This window comes from Bacillus xiapuensis (genome assembly GCF_002797355.1).
Classification (GTDB): Bacteria; Bacillota; Bacilli; order Bacillales; family Domibacillaceae; genus Bacillus_CE; species Bacillus_CE xiapuensis.
On the sequence record NZ_KZ454939.1, the window covers coordinates 1,788,359 to 1,806,597 of the forward strand.

Genomic DNA, 18,239 nt, shown 5'->3' on the forward strand with positions numbered 1-18,239 from the left:
ATATACATTTGTCAGAAGTCTGACAACCTAGCACTCTTTTCTATCTTACCCGATGTAAACGCTTTTTTACAAGCAAAAGCCATCCTTTTAGATGAAATAAGGATGGCTTTTGGGAAAACGCTGTCGGACGGGAAGCGACGCTAAGCCCGCGGATGAAATTTTGTATAAACATCCTTCATTCTTGTTTTCGTAACATGAGTATAGATCTGCGTAGTAGAAATGTCGGCATGTCCAAGCATTTCTTGAACTGCCCGCAAATCCGCTCCATTTTCCAGTAAATGCGTAGCGAATGAATGGCGAAGTGTATGAGGAGTTAACTCCTTTTGAATGTTTGATTTGCGGGCAAGAGCCTTTAGTATCTTCCAAAATCCCTGCCGAGTGAGCCGGCTGCCGCGGTGATTCAAAAACAAAGCTTCACTGGCTTGCTTTTTAGATATCAGCTGCGCCCGCCCTGTCTGAAGATAATCCTCCAACACAGTGATCGCCGTCTTTCCAATAGGAATAATCCGTTCTTTATTTCCCTTTCCTACACAGCGGACAAAACCCATCATTAAATGAATATCCTCTATGTTCAGCGAGATTAATTCGCTGACTCGAATTCCTGTGGCATACAATAACTCCAGCATCGCCTGATCGCGCTTTCCTAAGGGTGTGGATGGATCAGGAGCTGCCAGCAGCGCTTCCACTTCCTCTAAGCTCAACACCTTTGGAAGCTTTTTTTCGGTTTTGGGTGTTTCGATATGCACGGACGGATCATGCTCCACCGCCTTATCCCTAAGCAGAAACTGGTGAAAAGAGCGGATAGAGGCAATATGGCGCACGATGGTTTTCCCCGATTTCCCTTCCTCTTTCAAATGGTTCAGAAACTGAACAATATGAGTGCGCGTTACATCATTTAACGAGGATAGCTGCTCCACCTTGTCCAAAAAAAGCAAATAATGCTTTAAATCGCGCTCATAAGCAGCAACCGTATTTTTTGCCAGCTGTTTTTCAACAATCATATAATGAATGAAGTCTTGCAATTGATCTTTCATATGACATTACTCCCCATCGAGATAAAAAAGCAGCAGCCTTTCAAGCCAGCTGTCATCCTCTTCTTCTAAGAGCGCGGCCACCTTTATTGCCGCTCCTTCCGGCTCATCATACCGATGCTTTTTTTCATATTCATTTTGAGCCCAAATCAATCCGCTGTAAAATAGTAATGTAAGGCTTGTGAAAAGAAGAAACACTTTTCCTGTTTGACCTAACGTTTTTTTCCATTCTCCTGTCATCCGCTTCCTCCCGTTCATCGGCTTTCTTTATACAGCCTATGAACGTTCCATGAGCGATTAGAACACTGCTTTTATTTAAAATAAAGAGCCTTTCGATCAGGCGAAAGGCTTCTTATTCTGCATGCTGCTTCTCGTTTTCATTCTCGGCTGCTTTTTCCTGACAGCGCCAGCAAACACCATGAAAAGTTAAGCGGTGGTCTTTAATTTTAAACTTCCAATCCCGTTCCACAATGGTTTCCACGTCATCAAGAAGGTCTTCCTGAATTTCATCGACTGCGCCACATTCAATGCAAACGAGATGATGGTGGAAATGAGCGGCTCCTTCTTGACGCAAATCATAGCGGGAAACCCCATCTCCAAAATTTATTTTATCAACAACTTTCAATTCGTTCAGCAGTTCTAATGTACGATAGACTGTAGCCAATCCAATTTCAGGTGCCTTTTCTTTTACGAGGAGGTACACATCTTCTGCGCTTAAATGATCTTCTTCATGTTCAAGCAGCACCCGCACTGTCGCTTCTCGCTGGGGCGTTAGTTTATAACTCGCAGAATGCAATTGTTTCTTTATACGTTCAACACGGCCTTCCATTATCTGTCCCCTCCCACGCCGATGTATACCTCATTATAACAAATTGGGAGGGTGTTGCAAAATAAAATTATTATAATCTGTTGTTGATATTTATTATTAAATAATAAATATTATTCAATCACTACTTTCATTAATAGCGGTGAGACATAGGCCTCAATTCCCGCTGCCATCCCGACAATGACGGCTGCCGCGAGAAAGAAAAGCGCGTATTTGATAAAAAAGGGCGCAATATGGAAGTGAACAGCCTGCTTCATAAATATCTTTTTGATCAGCTGCAAGGAAAAGGCCGTCGACGCCGAGGCGATGAACAAAAAAGCTGGTATAATAATCAAGTTTTGCGGCAAAACCGTAGAAATGGATAAAAAGAAGCCTTGCCAGTTCATTTGCTGAACAAGAAAGCCGACCGAAAATCCGACAACAATGCCCTTCATAAATAAAAATATAAAAATAAGCGGCACGCCGATGATGGATATCCCAAAGAGCCACATGCATCCTAAGTATTTCAAATTATGCAGCCAGCTTTGCCAGAACAAATCTTCCGAATTAGCCATCTGTCCAGCCGATACTTGTCCAAAGAATTGCTGCAAGTAATAGGCTAAATCTTCCTTTTGATGAAGCGATAAACTATTGACGACAATGGCCCCAAATATCACTCCCATAAAAAACAGGACACTTACGAACAAATAGATGGAGGCATTGGCTTGAATGTGCTGTCCAATTAAGATCGACGATAACTTTTTCCGCATATAAGCTCCCCCTTTTGCCATTACTTCACTCTATGTTTCAGGAGAGCCTATTATGCGTCTTCACTCCGTAATTATTTGGCTAGCCGCTTTTCTAACTGTAAATATTGAATCGCATACACCGTTTTCGCATCATGAATTCGCTGCTGCTTGATTAAATGCTCCGCTTCTTCCAGGGTCACTTCCATCAGCTCAACAAACTCATCCTCATCCGGCGGCAAAGCATCTTTTTTCTTTACAAGATCCTTTGCGATAAAGAGATGAACGAGTTCGTCAGCAAATCCCGGGGAGGTATAAAAGGATTGCAGCAAAGTCAGACTCCTGCATGCATACCCCGTCTCTTCCTCCAGTTCCCGGCGCGCCGTTTTTTCCGGTTCTTCTCCCGGTTCTAATTTGCCCGCTGGGATCTCGACGAGCGACCGCTCTAACGCTTTCCGATATTGCTCAACGAGTACGAGCTTTCCTTCTTCTGTCAGCGCAAGAATTGCCACAGCCCCCGGGTGCTTGATCAGTTCCCGCTTCGCCCGCTTGCCATTAGGCAATTCCACATCATCGACTTGCAGCCGGATGATTTTCCCTTCAAAAATTTGTTCGGTTTTCAGCGTCTTTTCTTCCAGTTTTCTCACAGTTATCGCTCCTCTTTTCCTCTTCGTCTTGTTTCTTCTCATTGTATCACAGCTGCTCCAACTGGACAGATCATTTGTCTGCCAGCCTCTTTATTCGCTATGATGAAAGAAAAAGGAGTGGTTTTGAATGAAGAAGCGAACGCTTGGAAGTTCTAATCTGCAGGTCAGTGAATTAGGGCTCGGCTGCATGTCCCTCGGGCAAGAGAAAAAAACAGCGCAAGCCATTATTGAAGCAGCGCTTGAGGAGGGCATTAATTATTTTGACACAGCTGACCTATACGATTACGGCATAAACGAAAAGCTGGTTGGAGAAGCGCTAAAGACCGTGCGGGATCAAGTAATCATCGCTACAAAAGTGGGAAACCGCTGGCGGGAGAACAAAGATAGCTGGACTTGGGATCCTTCGAAAGCGTACATAAAAGCAGCTGTGAAAGACAGCCTGCAGCGCTTGCAGCTTGATTACATCGATCTTTATCAGCTTCACGGCGGCACGATCGAGGACCCTCTGGATGAAACAATTGAAGCGTTTGAAGAGCTGAAGCAGGAGGGACTGATTCGCGCCTATGGCATTTCTTCTATTCGTCCTAACGTCATCCGCGAATTCGCCAGCCGGTCCTCCATAGCGAGCGTCATGATGCAATACAGTCTGATTGATCGCCGTCCAGAAGAAGAGGCACTGCCTTTGCTGAACAAGCACGGAATCAGTATAGTGGCGCGCGGGCCGCTGGCAAAAGGCTTGCTAAGCAATAAATGGAGAAAAAAATTAGAAGCTATGCAAGAAAAAGAGCTGCTTGGCTATTCCCGCAACGAGCTTAAAGAATTGCTGATGGATCTTGAAAACCGGTTGACCGATGAGCGTTCGATGAATGGGCTGGCCTTCCGCTACATTCTGCAGCACGAAGCAGTGACCGCTGTTGTCGCCGGAGCAAGCTCCGTCAGCCAATTAAGAGAAAATGCCCGCGCCGTGGCTGAGCCCCCGCTTTCAGCCGAGGAATATCAGCTGTTACAAAGTGTTACAAAAGCAAACTTCTATGAACAGCACAGATGAGCGCCATCTTAAAAAGCCCCCGTAATCTACCTTCCGGGGGCTTTGCCTTTTGAGCTTGCAGGCTCCGGCAGCGCGGACTTTTTTATTTATATTTCTTCCAGTCCATGTCGCTTTCCGCCAGCAATTCTTCAAAGCTTTTATTTTTCTCGCGCTGGCGCCGCTCTTCGCGTTTCTTTTTTTCCTCCGCTTCTTGTCGTTTCTCTTGCTCCGCCTTTAATTCCCGCTGTTTTTCTTTCAACTGCTGAAGCACTTCCTGGTTTAATGCATCCTTTAGCACAGGAGAATCCTGCTCTTGCCTTTTCTTCTTCATTGTCTCTCCCTCTCCTCTTGATTACACGGCTTATTTTACCTCGCTGAGGACCGTTTGTTCAAATGATCTTTTTTGAGTAAAGTGATAAACTGTAGACAGAATAATGCAGAGGTGAAAAGAATGAAGAAATGGATGACCGCTCTCGGAACAGCTGCGGCAATGACCGCTGCAGCCGGCTACTATCTCTCCCACCGGGTGCTGCATATGAAGAAAAAAGATGAGCAATTGATTTATCAGCGTGAAATAGCCGCCAAACGGCTTGATTGCCAGGCCTATGAACAGCTGCCGAAAGAGGAAGTCTTTATCCAATCTCCCTTCGGCTATCGCTTGAAGGCTGTGTTCGTCACTCCGCACCCCGGGCGTCCTTATATGATTTTCTGCCATGGAGTCACGGAAACGAAAACCAATTCCATTAAATATATGAATTTGTTTTTGCGGCGCGGCTTTAACGGAATCATTTATGATCATCGGCGCCACGGCGAATCGGAAGGAGCGACAACCAGCTATGGCTATTTTGAAAAGTATGACCTGCAGGCGGTTGTCCATGAATTAATCCGCCGTGAAGGCAAGGAGGTTTCCTTCGGGATTCACGGCGAATCGATGGGGGCGGCGACTCTGCTTTTATATGCTGGCACGGTCGAAGACCGCGCGGACTTTTATATTGCCGACTGTCCGTTTTCGGACTTTCGGGCACAGCTCGCTTATCAAATGAAGCGTGAGATTAAAATAGCTCCCCGCCTTCTTGTTTCACTGGCCGAGTGGGCTGTTTGGCTTCGCGAGCGCTTCAGGCTGTCGGCTGTCTCTCCTCTTGAAGCGGTAGAGCGCATCCGCAAGCCTGTTCTGTTTATTCATAGTGAAGAAGATGAATACATTCTTCCCGATATGACTGAAGCCTTATTTGAACGAAAGACAGGGCCGAAAGAGCTGTATCTCGCTGCCAAAGGCGGCCATGCTCAAGCCTTTAATGTCAATCCCGAAGCCTATGAACAAGCCATTGATCATTTCTTGCAGCGCTTTCAGCTGCTGCCGCGCCAAAATTAAATTGCTTTCTTGGATTGCTTTTTCTTTCCTTTCTAGATAATATCAAATTATGTTAGCAGGAAGAGGGGTTGAAGTATGACCAAAGCACAAATTAAAGTAATGGACAATGGTTCCTTTAAAGTTTCTGGAGAGGTAGAGCTGGTTGACATGGAAGGAAATGCCTTTAAGACAAAACCCGTATTTTCCTTATGCCGATGCGGCTTATCACAAAATATGCCGTTTTGTGATGCCTCTCATAAAGGAAAATTCCAATCTTGCGTCCGCGCAGAAAAGGACTAGTCAAAAGCAGAAAACGGGCAGCTTATCCAGCTGCCCGTTTTCTGCTGCTTCCGGAGCAGGCAAGCTTAGTTAATATGCTTTATGGCCGCCCGTTAAGGAAGCCCGGCGGCGGGCAGTCCCCGCCTCTGTATAAGAAACCGCCCGCAACAAGGCTGTCGGACCGTGCTTGCGGCGAATTCGGTCAATTGTATATCCTATCATTTGACTTTTCCACAGATTCGGCTGAAAGAGATCAAGCTGCACACTTTCAGCCGCTGTTAAACGGCTGAGCGCCACCGTAATTTTCCTCACGGCTTTACCGCTGTCAAATTCGCGCAGCAGCGCTAGGCAAGCTTCATACAGATCCATTGTTGTGTTTGTTGGCCGCTCCATCGTCCGGGAGCGATAAAATCCTCCGCCGGATTCTTCCTTGCTGTAACCGATGCCCAGACTGATCGTCCTTCCCGCCTGCTTATGCTCTCTAGCTCTTCTGGCCACTTCTTCACACATTTCAAGAATGACGTGCTGAACCTCCGACCGCTTGCTGTAATCACGCAGCAAAATCTGGCTTTTGCTAAAGCTGAGCTGCCTTTGTGGAAGCGGCTCCCCCATTTCCGATAAATCGACGCCCCAGGCGTGATAGTACAATTGATTGCCTATAACGCCGAATGCCGCCTCAAGCTTTTTCAAGTCATATTGAGCGAGCTGGCCGACAGTGAAAATTCCCATGCGGTTTAACCGGCGTTCGAGCGGCTTGCCGATGCCCCACATTTTACTCAGCGGAGCAAGGGGCCATAATTTGCTCGGCACATCCTCATAGGACCAGACGGCGATCCCCTTCTTTTTCGCTTCCAAATCAAGACTGAGCTTTGCCATCAGCCGATTGGGGCCAATGCCGACCGCGCATGGCAGCTGAAACTCCTTATCCATTTCAAAGCGGATTTTCTTCGCCACTGTTGCGGCATCCCCCCAAAGGGAAGCGGTGCCATCGATTTTAATAAAGCTTTCATCCACACTGTACACGTGAATCGCGCTCGGAGGAGCATATCGGGAAAGCAGCTTAGTAATTTCCACAGAAATCCTCAAGTACAGATTCATCTGCGGTTCTACAATTTGAATGCGGGGGTCATCCGGGATTTCAAATAATCGGGCGCCTGTTCGAACGCCAAACTCTTTCTTCAGTTTGGGAGAGGCCGCTAACACAACGCTTCCTTGCCTGCTGCGGTCGCTGACAACAGCAAGATAACAGCTGAGCGGATCTAACCCGTGCATCACAGCTGAACAGCTGGCATAGAAGCTTTTCATATCCACACATAAGATGTCGTTTCGATCAAGTTGACTGTAATCGACCATGACTTTGGCTCCCTTCAAAGAACTTACGTTTCTACCTTACCCGAATATATGTTCGTTAACAATCTGTTTTAAATGGAAAACGATTAAAATGCTGCCAAAACAAACAAGCAAAACGAAAATTGCTTTATAATCTTTGGAGGAGGTGAACCGGTGTGAATCAAGCATTCATAAGAAAAATGGTCGAACAAAGCATGAAAAGATACGGGTATGAACTGGATTGGCACGGGGCAGAAAAAAAGCTGGAGCTTCTCTGCCAACACGTCCAAAAACGCTGCGCGTCCGGCGAGGATTTATATGAGGTCATTGAAGATGAAGTATATGCCTTTCTAACCAATCCGTAAAAAAGCAGGAAATGCCGGGACTTGGGCGTTTTATTTTGGCGATGTGAATAAGCCGTTTTGATAGTTGATCAAAACAAGCCAATGCTCTATTGCTAAAAGCCAAGGGTTGAATCACAGCCGACTAAAAGGTTGAAGACAAGGATGTAATGATGTGGCTACAAAACATCTCAGCAATTATGTGAATTGATTTCAATTCTTAGTTATTGTGAAACATTGAAGTGACAATCCACCAAGAAGTAATATGATAGTTGGAGGTTGTTTATTTCCAGTTTAAGACATCCATCACTCATTAAGAGCGGATCAATTTTAGTCATTCAACCGAAGGATAAATAACTAACAATCAAACCAAATTTTCAAAAAATATAAGGAGAGAGGTGAAACAATTGGCTTTATATTATCAAGAATACGGTGATAAAAATGCTTCTCTGATGCTATTTTTACATGGTGGCGGAGTAAGTGATTGGATGTGGGATAAACAAATTCAATACTTCACTCATTATCATTGCATTGTTCCAACCTTGCCTGAACATGGATTAAACCATGACGGTATAAATTTTACTATAAAAGGAAGTGCAGAAGAATTAATTCAATTAATCGAAGAAAAAGCCAAAGGAAAGCAAGTAATCCTGATTGGATTTTCTTTAGGTTCTCAAGTGATTATTCAAGTGTTAAGTATGAAACCGGATTTAATAGATTTTGCCATCATCAATAGCGCTTCGGCCAGACCTATTTCATACGCCAGAAAATTAATAAAACCTGCTATTGCGTTAACCTTTCCGTTAATTAAAAATAGGTGGTTTTCTAAACTGCAAGCAAAAGCCTTGTATATAGGCGAAGACTACTTTGAAAGATATTATGAAGAAAGCTGTCAAATGAAACCCGACACGCTTGTTAGAGTATTAGAAGAAAGCATGTCCTTTGAAATACCTAAAGACTTTAGAAAAGCAACTGGTAAGATATTGGTTACTGTAGGTGAAAAGGAAAAAGCTATTATGAAGAAGTCTGCAAAAGATATTGTAGAAGCTAATTCAAATTGTACAGGCGTGATTTTACCTAAAATTGGGCATGGAGTATCTTTAGCAATGCCTGATTTCTTTAATCACATGGTAGAAGCATGGAAACATGAAGGTCTTTTGCCAAAAGAATGTAAAGTGATAAGTTGATATTTATTGTTATGGCCGATAGGAATTTTAGCCGATCAAAAAAGGCTCTGTTAAATTTCATTGTTGATTTTTGAGTAAAATTGAAGGAAGCCCAAATCTGTAAGGGTTTCCTCACTTTTTCTTTTGAAAACTATATGCAGTGTATTTCTTTACCTCAATAATTCACAAAAGTTGTCACTCCGTAATGTGTAATATAATTTCGATGGTTAAGTTCTTCTAACCATTTCTTGGGATTTAATTGATACAAACCATAAATGGTTCTGTAAGTATGATTTCCAACATTTATTTCAATTGGTTCAGGATGTTCTTCCATTCTTTGTTTATATTCCTTGAATGCGTGTTGATTTGGCACTTGGTAAATTTCCAACACATCTCCTAATTCCATATACTTTTCAATGTACCTTAGAAATAACTTGTTTCCTACGCCTTCTGCCTCGTAAATGTAGGGCATAGTGAATAATCCTTTAATTTCATCCTTCCAATAATCGCCAACCTCTTGAACAGAGAAATAGATAGCATCTTCTTCACGTTCAAAAACGGTTCGATTATTGTATTCTTCTATTTCATCTGGTATTTGAAAAGGCTTGGATGACGCTAAGAATGTAATTTGAGTCATTTTTTATCCCTCTTAACTAATCTGCGGACTGAACAAGGCTTACGCACTAAATTTAGACAGACGTAAACTATCATAAGTTTCTGTCACTTCAAATACAAATGATGTTAGTAGAAGTCTTTAATATGTTGTTTTGTGCTTTCGTTACTGCGACTATCAATAAACAAGAACCAGGCAAGGTAATTATCAAGGTATTTTGTAGCGACACCTTTAAAATGGTCCAGCCATTTCTTCATCCGAGAATGGAAGATGTTGACGTTTTGAATGTGATATAAACCTTTAATAACGTGCCTTCCTTCATTTGATTTGATTCGGTAATGCTCTAAACCTCTATCTTTCGCATAGGTTTTGTAGGCTCTCCAAGCATATGTTACAAGCACATTGTCGGAGGACAGTTTAGAACCGATGATTTTTTCAACTTTGGGCTTCACAATACGACCCATACAAGAAACTTTGGAGACAGTTGCTTTTGTACGGTCCCTTGCGACAAGAACACATACTTGTTCGTGGCTAATTCCTCTGTGTTTAGATTTTCCTCCCCGTTTTCGAGGCTTCCGTTCTGTAATGCCACGTTGCCCTTTTTGGGAGTACAAGAAATAGGTCTCGTCAACTTCAACGATACCTTCAAAATCCATTTGTTTTAAAGCGGACAGCAGTTTATGTCTCCAGTAAAAAAGCGTAACCCAAGTAACGCCTACGATTTCAGCCGATTTTCGCAGGGAATAGCCTTTGAACATACAGTCTACAAAAGCAATCCATTCATCACCTTTTCGGATGCGATAAAGGACAGTATTAGTTGTATCGGAAAAATTTCACAGCAACTTTTGCAACGGTATCGTTGACGACCTTTGACCTTGCCGAACCGAACAACGTGTTCAGAAGAACAATGCGGACATTCGAAACCATCTTTAAAACGGGTTTCCCACATTTCATTAATTAGCCGACCACCAACGGAAGAGATTGGGTCAACATAGCGTTTTACCCATTGATAGACTTGTTCTTTTTTAGTATGAGGTAATTTGTCGATATACTTTAACAAGTTACTAAACGCTTTATCCATTCCAACCTATCCCCGAATGTTTGTTCTTATGTTAATTATATCAAGATTTCGGTGAGGTATCAATTTTCAACATTTACCTTTAACAGAGCCTATTTTTTAAAAAAAGCCTTGCGGCCAATACGTTCTACTGTTCGCGGAAAGAGCGCATAAATCAGACTGCCCGCATTCATTAGTTTCGGCAGATTAATTTCCCGCTTGTCCGTGCCGATTGCATGAATTACAGCAGCCGCTACTTTTTCAGGCTGCAGCAGCCAGCGGGCCACGCGCTTAGCGTAAGAGCCTGAACGATCCGCTATAGTTAAAAAATCCGTGGCAATGGGCCCCGGGTTCACTGCCGTCACATAGATGCCATCACGCGCCGCCTCCATGCGCAAGCTGTTCGTATAACCAAGCACCGCATGTTTAGTCGCCGCATATACACTTGATTTCGGGGTAGCCATTTTGCCTGCTTGGGAAGCGATATTGATAATATGCCCGCTTTTGCGAGCTTTCATATACGGAAGAACCATCTGCGTGCAAGAGATCAGCCCAAGCACATTGACCTGAAACATGGTCTCTATATCTTCCCATTTCGCTTCATGAGCCTCATCAAATACCCCAAATCCGGCATTATTAATAAGAACATCCACCTCATTGATATCAGCAAGGATCTCAGCAAACCGGTTTTCCACATCCGCTCTCCTGCTGATATCGACCCTATATGTACGCACATCGCTTCCCGGATAGTCCTTCTCAAGCGCTTCCTTCAGCTTATCTAAGCGCTTGATGCGGCGCGCCAGCAGCACAACCCTTGCGCCTTCAGCCACCGCCTGCTTTGCCATTTCTCTCCCCAAGCCGCTCGATGCGCCCGTAATGATGACCGTTTTTCTGCGCAGACGATTCATTTCCTCCCCTCCTTTCTATAATGGAAAATAATAAAGAATCCCTCGGTCATCGGGATGAACACCGATTTCATCTATACTCAATAAGTAATCAAGCTGACCGACAGACTCTGAAAGCGTCAGCCCCATCTGCTTCTTATATACATTGGGAAACAGCTGCTTGCATACCTCAAAAGCCGTCAGCGGCTGTTCTGCAAGCATTTCTTTCACTTGCATAGCCCGTTTGTGCTGAAGCTCAAGGCGGCGGATGATCAGTGGATGGATGCGTTTAATCTCCTTGCCATGGCCGGTGTAAGCTACGCTGATCGGAAGCTCCAGCATTTTTTTCAGCGAATGATTGTACTGAACCTGAGGCTTTGGCCGCTCCTCTCCCGGCAGCAAAGAAGGCTCAAGCAAAGGATTCGATGAGACAGAAGCCAATACATGATCCCCGGCAAGCAATGTGCCATCCCGCTCGCGAAAAAAGACTAAATGGCTTTGCGAATGTCCCGGGGTTTCAAAAACGATCCAATCCACCAGTCCGGGCAGACGGTCGCCCTCTTTCACTGCAAGGGTCAATTCGCTGTGATCACAGCCGAATGACAAAGGCTCTTGAATTTGATTAAGCTGCGGCTCCATTTCTTTCGGTAAACCAAACTGGTAAAATAAACCGCGAAAGAAACAATAATGATCTCTTCTAAGCTCTTCATCTCTTGAAAGCCAATTCGCTCCATAACGATGGCCAATGATAATCGTATCATCCGGCAAAAAATCAAGCAAACCGATATGATCCGGATGATGATGAGTTAATACAACTTGGCCGATGTCCTCCGGCGCATAGCCGAGCTGCGATAATCCGCTGACAAACGCCTCCCAAGCAGCCGCCGTTTTGACGCCGGCATCAACCAGCGTCAGCGGATCGCCCATTATAATATATACGTTGACATCGCCAATTGGAAAGGGGGTAGGCAATGTGATTTGGGCAATATCTCCGAAGCGTTCCACATTCATACATTCAGCACCTGCCTCTATAAGCAATTTTGTGTAGCAATAGATCAGCTATTACATTTCATTTTAAAGGGATCGCCAAAAAATTTCATTATTTTCTTACTATTCCCTATACGATCGGAACATTTTACATTTTGATGCTTGACAGACAGGCCGGTCGTTTTGCATAATCACTTATAAATATCAACCAAATAAGTGAAACCGGCAATGACAAGAACCAGTAAATAAAAAAAGGTGCCAGAGAATGGAATCCGGCGGCTGAAAGATTCCATCACCCTCTTTTTTATTGAACCTATCTTGCGAGCTGTTAGGGAAACCTAAACGTCCCCCGGCGTTAGCGGGATATGAGTGTGCGGGTTTTGAGCGGCCTGCAAATAAAGGTGGTACCACGGAAGCTTACACGCCCTTTCGTCCTTTTTTCAGAGGATGAAAGGGTTTTTTAATTGAAATCACAGAGGGAGGCATTACCGAAGATGAAAACAGTGTTTATCGGAGCCGGAGCGATGGCCGAAGCCATCATTTCCGGAGCCATTTCAAACGGCGCATTGCGTCAGACGGATGTGTACGCAACGAATAAATCCAACAGAAGCAGACTGCAAGAATTACGAGAAAAGTACGGTATTCAGACAAGTTACGAGACCGCGGAAATGCTGCAAGAAAGCAAGGTCGTGGTGCTGGCCATGAAGCCTAAAGACGCCCAAGAGGCACTCGAGACGATCACCCCTTTTATCACGCCATCCACTTTGGTTATTACACTGATGGCTGGCGTCACGATCAATTTCATTGAGAAAAAGATAAATAAGCCCTGCGCCATCATCCGGGCGATGCCTAATACATCGGCTGCAGTCGGCAAATCCGCGACAGTGATCGCGTTAAACAGCCAAGTGCGCGAGGAGCAAAAACAAACAGCGCTTTCTTTATTTTCGTCCATCGGCCTGACAAAAATCGTGAAAGAAGAGCAGTTAGATGCCGTAACGGGGCTTTCAGGCAGCGGGCCCGCCTACCTTTACTATATTGCAGAAGCGATGGAGCAGGCAGCGGAAGAGCTAGGACTTGAACAAGATGTCGCTAAGCCGCTGATTATTCAAACAATCTTAGGAGCAGCTGAAATGCTGTCGGCGCCGGATGCGGAAGCGAAACAGCTTAAGAAAGCTGTCACCAGTCCAGGAGGCACAACAGAAGCCGGTCTGCGCGTATTAGAAAATCGGCAAGTAAAAGAAGCCTTTATTGATTGTATCAAAGAAGCAGCAGCTCAGTCACAGCGGCTAGGGCTCGCTTTTCAGTCCCGCGCCAAGCACTGATCAAGTTCAATCATTTCAGCTTCTTTCCTTCCCTTGCTATAATAAAGTGAACCTTTAATAAGGAGACTTTCCCTCCGCTGTTGAAAAGAAGAACAGAGGCTCACATCGCAGCGGCTTTGCAGCCTGCGTCATGCAGACCCGAATGAATCGGATATAGAGATGCCGTGATCCTCCGCTCAGACTTTTCTTTTCGTTTCCCGCTTCATTCTTGAAGCGGAGATAAAGCAGCTGACACATGCAGGATAAAAAACGAACCACCGAAAACAGGAGGATGGATATGAACGCTAAACTATTTGAATCTTATACGATCAGAAACGTTACGATGAAAAATCGGATCGTTATGTCCCCGATGTGCATGTATTCAGCAGGCACCGACGGAAAAGCAACAGACTGGCATTTCATCCATTACCCGACAAGAGCCGTCGGACAAGCGGGACTCATTATGATAGAAGCGACCGCTGTCACTCCTGAAGGCAGAATTTCCGAAAAGGACCTTGGCATCTGGAGCGATGAGCATATTGACGGTCTAGCCAAAATGGTTTCCTTGGTGAAAAAACACGGCGCCAAAACAGCCATTCAGCTGGCTCACGCGGGACGCAAGTCAACGGTAAGCGGGGATATTCTTGCCCCTTCCGCTCTTCCTTTTGATGAAAAATCAAAAATACCGAAAGAAATGACAAAGGAAGAGATCGAACAAACCATTGGCGCGTTTGCCACTGGAGCCAAACGCGCCAAAGCAGCCGGCTTTGACATTATTGAAATCCATGGAGCCCACGGCTATTTAATTAATGAGTTTCTTTCTCCGCTGACTAATAAGCGCAATGATGAGTATGGAGGCAGTCCCGAAAAGCGCCTGCGCTTTTTAAGCGATATCATTCGAGCCGTTCAGAAAGAATGGGACGGCCCGCTCCTCGTCCGCATCTCTGCGCATGAATATCATAAAGACGGTTTAACTGCTGATGATTACAGTCAAATAGCTAAACAGCTGAAATCGCTGGGCGTTGATTTAATCGATGTCAGCTCCGGCGGCGTTGTGCCAGCCAGCATTCACTCCTATCCTGGATACCAAGTGAAGCTGGCAGAAACGGTAAAGCACGGCGCCAATATTCCGGTTGGCACTGTCGGAATGATCACCTCCGCTTTACAAGCTGAGGAAATTTTGCAGAATGACCGTGCCGATTTGATCTTTCTGGGCCGAGAATTGCTTCGCAACCCGTACTGGCCGCGTGAAGCCGCCCGAGAATTAAAAGCGGAGCTGAGTGCTCCTGAACAATATCAAAGAGCGTGGAACTAAAAAAGTCTGGCTCTCACAGCCATTGATCTGGGGTCCTTTGATGATTCCAGATCAATAAAGTGAGGTCAGACTTTTTTCATAAAGACAGCTCTAAAAAATCGTGCGCTACCGTTACCGGGGTAAAGATTTCTTCAGCTTCCTCTTTCAAAAGAACCGTCTCTTCTCTCGTATAACGCGAGCTAATATGCGTTAAACAAAGAGCTTTGGCTCCTGCCTTTCTAGCGATTTCTGCCGCTTGCTGAGTGGTGGAATGAAAATAATCATGCGCCATTTGCGAACTGCTTGCTGAAAATGTTGCTTCATGAACAAGCAGATCTGCGTTGCGGGCAAGCTCTACTGCCGCGGCACAGGAACGTGTATCCCCTAAGATCGCGATCACCTTTCCCTTTTGAGGCGGCCCCATGTATCTTTCAGGAAGAATTCTTCGTCCATCTTCCAAAAGAACAGGCCTCCCCTCCTTAATTTCTTTATAAAGCGGACCTTGAGGCACACCATCAGCTTGCAGCTTCTCAACCAAAAGCGCTCCCGGCTTATCCTTTTCACAAACACGGTAACCGTAAGACAGGATGCCGTGATCCAGCTTGCGGGCTTCCACAAGCATGCGATCGTCTTCAAACACGATCCCTTCTTCAATTTCTATCACGTCCAAGTCATACTGCAGCCTCGTTTTGCTGACATCAAGGCTTACTTCAATAAATTTCTGAATGCCTGCCGGCCCGAAGACCGTTAGCGGAAGCTCGCCTCCTTGAAACGAACGGCTTCCGAGAAAACCGGGCAACCCAAATATATGATCTCCGTGCAAGTGTGTAATAAAAATCTTTTCCACTCGCCGCGGCTTCAGCGCTGTATGCAAAATCTGATGCTGGGTCGCTTCTCCGCAATCAAACAGCCATACGGCTCCCCGCTCATTCAGCATCTTGAGTGCCAACGAACTTACATTTCTCACTTTTGCAGGTACGCCGGCCCCCGTTCCCAAAAATAATACTTCCATAATTCCACTTCCTTGTGCGTCCACTTTTACTCTTTATGCTACACTATATTTTGTCATAACCCTACTTGATATGCCAGTCTTTTCCGTACAAATTTCCCATTGATAAGAATTACTTGTATGAAAACAGCTTTTGTGGAAAAATGCAATAGAGAATAGTTTCATACACTATAAAGTGAGGTAATATACTGTGAACCAACAAGAAACTCCAGCAGCACTTATATTAATTTTTGGAGCAACCGGCGATTTAGCCAAAAGAAAGCTATTCCCTTCTCTTTACCGGCTCTATCGCAAAGGAAGCCTCAGCGATCAGTTTGCTGTCATCGGCACCGCCCGCAGAGATTGGACAAACGATACATTTAGACAGCACGTAAAGGAAGCGATTGCCGATTCAACAAAGCAGCTTGAGCAATTGGATGCTTTTATTTCGCATTTTTATTATCAAGCTCATGATGTGTCGGATTCAAGCTCTTACCGCTCACTAAAAGCATTGGCTGACCGCTTAGATGATACATACAGCCTCCAAGGAAACCGGCTGTTTTACTTGGCTATGGCACCGGAGTTCTTCGGCACAATTGCTGATCATGTGAAAGCCGACGGATTGACAGACACGAATGGGTATAACCGTCTTGTCATTGAAAAACCTTTCGGGCACGACCTGCCTTCCGCTGAAAAGCTTAATCAGCAGATTCGTCAATCCTTTGAGGAAAGAGACATCTACCGCATTGATCACTATCTCGGGAAAGAAATGGTGCAAAATATCGAGGCCATCCGTTTCGCCAACGCCCTTTTTGAGCCGCTTTGGAACAATCGTTATATCTCCAATATTCAAGTAACATCCAGCGAGACGCTCGGTGTGGAAGAACGCGGACGCTACTATGAAAAGAGCGGCGCCTTAAAAGATATGGTGCAGAACCATTTAATGCAGATGGTGGCCCTTCTTGCCATGGAACCGCCAATCAAGCTGTCCACCGATGAAATCCGCAGCGAAAAAGTGAAGGTGTTCCGTGCGCTTCGGCCGATCACGAAAGAAAATGTAGATCAGTACTTTGTCCGCGGCCAGTATGGCTCTGGAGAAATAGAAGGAGAGCCCGTGAAAGGATACCGTCAGGAAGTCAACGTTGACCCCCAATCCAACACAGAAACATTTGTTGCCGGGAAATTGATGATCGATAATTTCCGCTGGGCAGGTGTTCCGTTTTACATCCGCACCGGCAAGAGAATGCCTTCTAAATCGACTAAAATTGTGATCCAGTTTAAAGATATTCCAATGAACTTATACTATCAGCCGGATCAGCCGCTTGCCCCTAACTTGCTCGTTATCCATATTCAGCCCGAAGAGGGAATCACACTTCATTTGAATGCTAAACGAGCGGGACAGCATCTTCTGACCAATCCGGTGAAGTTGAGCTACGCTAATAATAGCGTGGACGGAATGAACACTCCTGAAGCCTACGAAAAGCTGCTGAACGATGCCCTGAGGGGGGATGCGACCAACTTCACTCACTGGGATGAAGTCGCTCTATCCTGGCGCTTTGTTGACGTCATCTCGGATTATTGGGAAATGAAGCAAGCTGCGTTTCCTAATTATGAAGCCGGCTCTACCGGCCCGAAGGCAGCCGATGAGCTGCTGGAGAAAGATGGGTTCTTTTGGTGGCCGCTTTCCACACTCGAAGTGGATGTATGCAATTAAGAAAGGATGAATGGAAAATGAAGATTTATGATGTAACCGCTCCAATTTACCCGGGAATGCCCGTGTACAAAAACAAGCCCGAAAAGCAGCCGTCCATCGAAACGAATACGAACGGCCATGTCACCGAATCCCGCATTTCGATGGATGTTCATACGGGCACACACGTCGATGCTCCGCTTCATATGATCAATGACGGTGCTACCATTGAAACGATTGCGATTGAAAAGCTCGTCCGTCCTTGCAAAGTGATTGATGTGACCGGAGCAACAGAAAAAATCACCAAATCCGAATTAGCGGATGCCGCAATTGAAAAAGATGACTTTCTGCTGTTCAAAACCAAAAACTCCTTTGATGAACAGTTTAATTTTGACTTTGTTTACATGGCTGAGGATGCGGCCGCTTATTTAACAGAAATCGGCGTAGCCGGTGTCGGCATTGACGCGTTAGGGATCGAACGGGCGCAAGAGGGACACCCCACCCATCGTTTGTTAATGGATAATGGCGTAATTATTATGGAAGGCCTGAAATTAAAAGATGTCAGAGCGGGAAGCTACTTCATGGTTGCCGCGCCGCTTAAGATTTTCGGCACAGATGCTTCGCCGGCGCGCATTTTGCTTATTGAGAACTGGAACAGCTAATTGACTGATGCAATTGTTCATCAAAAAAACAACAGCGAGAC

At 45.1% G+C, this 18,239-nt stretch carries 20 protein-coding genes and 1 pseudogene; 9 read left to right on the plus strand and 12 right to left on the minus strand.

Annotation, left to right across the window (positions count from 1 at the left end; genetic code table 11):
- Positions 1 to 140: 140 nt before the first annotated feature.
- From xerD to CEF20_RS08920, 5 genes are all read right to left on the minus strand, one after another.
- A complete protein-coding gene (xerD, locus tag CEF20_RS08900; RefSeq protein ID WP_100331475.1) occupies positions 141 to 1,034 on the minus strand; it encodes a site-specific tyrosine recombinase XerD in 894 nt (297 codons plus the stop codon).
- 6 nt (positions 1,035 to 1,040) lie between these two features.
- On the minus strand, positions 1,041 to 1,271 hold the full coding sequence (locus CEF20_RS08905; RefSeq protein ID WP_100331476.1) for a DUF4227 family protein: 231 nt from the start codon (positions 1,269 to 1,271) through the stop codon (positions 1,041 to 1,043).
- Positions 1,272 to 1,383: 112 nt separating this feature from the next.
- Entirely contained in the window at positions 1,384 to 1,860 is a 477-nt protein-coding gene (fur, locus tag CEF20_RS08910; RefSeq protein ID WP_100331477.1) for a ferric iron uptake transcriptional regulator, read from the minus strand.
- Positions 1,861 to 1,970: 110 nt separating this feature from the next.
- Positions 1,971 to 2,606, minus strand: a complete 636-nt coding sequence (gene spoIIM / locus CEF20_RS08915) for a stage II sporulation protein M (protein ID WP_100331478.1) — start codon at positions 2,604 to 2,606, stop codon at positions 1,971 to 1,973.
- A gap of 71 nt (positions 2,607 to 2,677) precedes the next feature.
- Positions 2,678 to 3,229: an NUDIX hydrolase gene (locus CEF20_RS08920; RefSeq protein ID WP_100331479.1), complete on the minus strand. Its 552-nt coding sequence runs from the start codon at positions 3,227 to 3,229 to the stop codon at positions 2,678 to 2,680.
- Positions 3,230 to 3,356: 127 nt separating this feature from the next.
- Here CEF20_RS08920 and CEF20_RS08925 point away from each other — a divergent pair, with 127 nt between their 5' ends.
- On the plus strand, positions 3,357 to 4,277 hold the full coding sequence (locus CEF20_RS08925) for an aldo/keto reductase (protein WP_100331480.1): 921 nt from the start codon (positions 3,357 to 3,359) through the stop codon (positions 4,275 to 4,277).
- Positions 4,278 to 4,359: 82 nt separating this feature from the next.
- Here CEF20_RS08925 and CEF20_RS08930 read toward each other — a convergent pair whose 3' ends face one another.
- Positions 4,360 to 4,587, minus strand: coding sequence for a YqkE family protein (locus tag CEF20_RS08930; protein ID WP_100331481.1), 228 nt, complete (start codon positions 4,585 to 4,587; stop codon positions 4,360 to 4,362).
- A gap of 120 nt (positions 4,588 to 4,707) precedes the next feature.
- On the opposite strand from CEF20_RS08930, the gene CEF20_RS08935 reads away from it, so the two are divergent.
- Together CEF20_RS08935 and CEF20_RS08940 are read left to right on the plus strand one after the other, a co-directional pair.
- Positions 4,708 to 5,628 (plus strand): alpha/beta hydrolase, encoded by a 921-nt coding sequence (locus CEF20_RS08935; RefSeq protein WP_100331482.1) that lies wholly within the window; start codon positions 4,708 to 4,710, stop codon positions 5,626 to 5,628.
- Between the two features lie 75 nt (positions 5,629 to 5,703).
- Positions 5,704 to 5,907 (plus strand): CDGSH iron-sulfur domain-containing protein, encoded by a 204-nt coding sequence (locus CEF20_RS08940; protein WP_100331483.1) that lies wholly within the window; start codon positions 5,704 to 5,706, stop codon positions 5,905 to 5,907.
- 69 nt (positions 5,908 to 5,976) lie between these two features.
- Here CEF20_RS08940 and CEF20_RS08945 read toward each other — a convergent pair whose 3' ends face one another.
- Positions 5,977 to 7,239, minus strand: coding sequence for a Y-family DNA polymerase (locus CEF20_RS08945; protein ID WP_100331484.1), 1,263 nt, complete (start codon positions 7,237 to 7,239; stop codon positions 5,977 to 5,979).
- Between the two features lie 152 nt (positions 7,240 to 7,391).
- Here CEF20_RS08945 and CEF20_RS08950 point away from each other — a divergent pair, with 152 nt between their 5' ends.
- Both CEF20_RS08950 and CEF20_RS08955 read left to right on the plus strand, forming a co-directional pair.
- Positions 7,392 to 7,580, plus strand: a complete 189-nt coding sequence (locus CEF20_RS08950; protein ID WP_100331485.1) for a YqzH family protein — start codon at positions 7,392 to 7,394, stop codon at positions 7,578 to 7,580.
- 383 nt (positions 7,581 to 7,963) lie between these two features.
- Complete coding sequence (locus tag CEF20_RS08955; protein ID WP_100331486.1) at positions 7,964 to 8,743, plus strand: alpha/beta fold hydrolase; 780 nt, start codon at positions 7,964 to 7,966, stop codon at positions 8,741 to 8,743.
- 154 nt (positions 8,744 to 8,897) lie between these two features.
- On the opposite strand, the gene CEF20_RS08960 is transcribed toward CEF20_RS08955, so the two are convergent.
- From CEF20_RS08960 to CEF20_RS08975, 4 genes and pseudogenes are all read right to left on the minus strand, one after another.
- Positions 8,898 to 9,359, minus strand: a complete 462-nt coding sequence (locus CEF20_RS08960; protein WP_100331487.1) for a hypothetical protein — start codon at positions 9,357 to 9,359, stop codon at positions 8,898 to 8,900.
- Between the two features lie 39 nt (positions 9,360 to 9,398).
- Positions 9,399 to 10,416: pseudogene (locus tag CEF20_RS08965) on the minus strand (IS1595 family transposase).
- An 89-nt stretch (positions 10,417 to 10,505) separates the two neighbouring features.
- Positions 10,506 to 11,300 (minus strand): SDR family NAD(P)-dependent oxidoreductase, encoded by a 795-nt coding sequence (locus CEF20_RS08970; RefSeq protein ID WP_100331488.1) that lies wholly within the window; start codon positions 11,298 to 11,300, stop codon positions 10,506 to 10,508.
- Positions 11,301 to 11,315: 15 nt separating this feature from the next.
- Positions 11,316 to 12,287, minus strand: coding sequence for an MBL fold metallo-hydrolase (locus CEF20_RS08975; protein ID WP_100331489.1), 972 nt, complete (start codon positions 12,285 to 12,287; stop codon positions 11,316 to 11,318).
- Positions 12,288 to 12,757: 470 nt separating this feature from the next.
- On the opposite strand from CEF20_RS08975, the gene proC reads away from it, so the two are divergent.
- On the plus strand, positions 12,758 to 13,585 hold the full coding sequence (gene proC / locus CEF20_RS08980) for a pyrroline-5-carboxylate reductase (protein ID WP_100331490.1): 828 nt from the start codon (positions 12,758 to 12,760) through the stop codon (positions 13,583 to 13,585).
- Between the two features lie 277 nt (positions 13,586 to 13,862).
- Entirely contained in the window at positions 13,863 to 14,879 is a 1,017-nt protein-coding gene (gene namA / locus CEF20_RS08985) for an NADPH dehydrogenase NamA (RefSeq protein WP_100331491.1), read from the plus strand.
- A gap of 76 nt (positions 14,880 to 14,955) precedes the next feature.
- Here the strand turns inward: namA and rnz are convergent, their stop codons facing one another.
- A complete protein-coding gene (gene rnz, locus CEF20_RS08990; RefSeq protein WP_100331492.1) occupies positions 14,956 to 15,870 on the minus strand; it encodes a ribonuclease Z in 915 nt (304 codons plus the stop codon).
- 187 nt (positions 15,871 to 16,057) lie between these two features.
- On the opposite strand from rnz, the gene zwf reads away from it, so the two are divergent.
- Positions 16,058 to 17,560, plus strand: a complete 1,503-nt coding sequence (gene zwf / locus CEF20_RS08995) for a glucose-6-phosphate dehydrogenase (RefSeq protein ID WP_100331493.1) — start codon at positions 16,058 to 16,060, stop codon at positions 17,558 to 17,560.
- A gap of 17 nt (positions 17,561 to 17,577) precedes the next feature.
- A complete protein-coding gene (locus tag CEF20_RS09000) occupies positions 17,578 to 18,198 on the plus strand; it encodes a cyclase family protein (protein WP_100332058.1) in 621 nt (206 codons plus the stop codon).
- The last annotated feature ends 41 nt before the right edge of the window (positions 18,199 to 18,239 follow it).